The organism is Ruegeria sp. YTSC192 (genome assembly GCF_059609705.1).
In genome coordinates, this window is the sequence record NZ_JBXWMG010000025.1 from 1 (window position 1) to 1,697 (window position 1,697).

At 61.2% G+C, this 1,697-nt stretch carries 2 protein-coding genes; both read right to left on the reverse strand.

Annotated features, from left to right (window positions below; all coding sequences use genetic code 11):
- Nucleotides 1–9 precede the first annotated feature (9 nt).
- Nucleotides 10–939, reverse strand: a complete 930-nt coding sequence (locus AC2FD8_RS19675; protein WP_496858958.1) for an electron transfer flavoprotein subunit alpha/FixB family protein — start codon at nucleotides 937–939, stop codon at nucleotides 10–12.
- On the reverse strand, nucleotides 939–1,697 hold the full coding sequence (locus AC2FD8_RS19680) for an electron transfer flavoprotein subunit beta/FixA family protein (RefSeq protein WP_170463230.1): 759 nt from the start codon (nucleotides 1,695–1,697) through the stop codon (nucleotides 939–941). The genes AC2FD8_RS19675 and AC2FD8_RS19680 overlap by 1 nt, the downstream gene beginning before the upstream one ends.

Consider the following 1,697-nt stretch of genomic DNA (forward strand, 5'->3'; position numbering starts at 1 on the left):
TATCCGATATCAGCCGAGTTTTTCAGTCAGTTCGGGCACGGCCTGGAACAGGTCTGCAACCAGACCAAAGTCGGCGACCTGGAAGATCGGCGCTTCTTCGTCTTTGTTGATCGCAACGATGACCTTCGAGTCCTTCATACCCGCCAGGTGCTGGATCGCGCCCGAGATGCCGACAGCGACATACAAGTCGGGTGCAACAACCTTACCGGTCTGACCGACCTGCCAGTCGTTCGGGGCATAGCCCGAGTCCACGGCGGCACGCGACGCGCCAACAGCGGCGCCCAGCTTGTCGGCCAGGGTCTCGATCAGTTTGAAGTCTTCTTCCGAGCCGACACCACGGCCGCCCGAAACAACAACACCAGCCGAGGTCAGCTCGGGGCGGTCGCTCTCGGCCACCTTGTCCTCGACCCAGGACGACAGGCCGGGGTTTTCGCCGACCGAGATGGTCTCAACCGCAGCCGAACCGCCTTCACCTGCCGCATCAAAGGACGCGGTGCGGAAGGTGATGACCTTCTTGGCGTCCGAGGATTTTACGGTCTGGATCGCGTTGCCCGCATAGATCGGGCGCTCGAAAGTCGAGCCGTCAACCACGCCGGACGCATCCGAGATCACCATCACGTCCAGCAACGCAGCAACGCGCGGCATGACGTTCTTGGCGTCGGTGGTGGCAGGGGCAACGATGTGCTCATAGCCATCGGCCAGACCTACGATCAGCGCTGCGGTCGATTCCGCCAGGCGGTGGCCCAGCGACTCGTCTTCGGCAACCAGAACCTTGGATACACCGTCGATCTTGGCAGCAGCCTCACCGGCCGCAGCGGCAGAACCACCCGCGGCCAGAACGGTCACGTCACCCAGCGATTTTGCGGCGGCCACGGCCTTGGCGGTGGCGTCCAGCGCCAGTTCGCCATTGTTGACTTCGGCAAGCAGAAGTACAGCCATTACACAGCCCCCGCTTCTTTGAGTTTCGAGACCAGCTCATCAACCGAGCCGACGACGATACCAGCGGCACGGGCCGGCGGCTCATCGGTTTTGACGATTTCCAGACGCGGAGTGACATCGACGCCGTAGTCGGCGGCGGTTTTCTCATCCAGCGGCTTTTTCTTCGCCTTCATGATGTTGGGCAGCGACGCATAGCGCGGCTCGTTCAGGCGCAGGTCAACGGTCACGATGGTTGGCATCTTGACGTTGATGGTCTGCAGACCGCCGTCAACCTCACGGGTGATCTTGGCGGTGTCGCCTTCAATGTCCAGCTCGGACGCGAAGGTGCCTTGGCTCCAGCCCAGCAGGGCCGACAGCATCTGACCGGTGGCGTTCATGTCGTTGTCGATCGCCTGCTTGCCCGCCAGAACGATGCCCGGCTGCTCTTCCTCGACCACTTTGGCCAGGATTTTCGCAACGGCCAGAGGCTCGATATCCGTGTGGACGTCATCCGCAGCCACAACCAGAATCGCCCGGTCCGCACCCATGGCCAGAGCAGTCCGCAGCGTCTCCTGCGCCTGCTTCACGCCGATCGAAACAGCAACGACTTCGTCAGCCTTGCCCGCTTCTTTCAGGCGGATCGCCTCTTCAACTGCAATCTCGTCGAACGGGTTCATCGACATCTTTACATTGGCGAGATCAACACCGCTACCGTCCGCTTTCACACGGACCTTCACATTATAGTCGATCACGCGCTTGACAGGCACAAGTACCTTCAT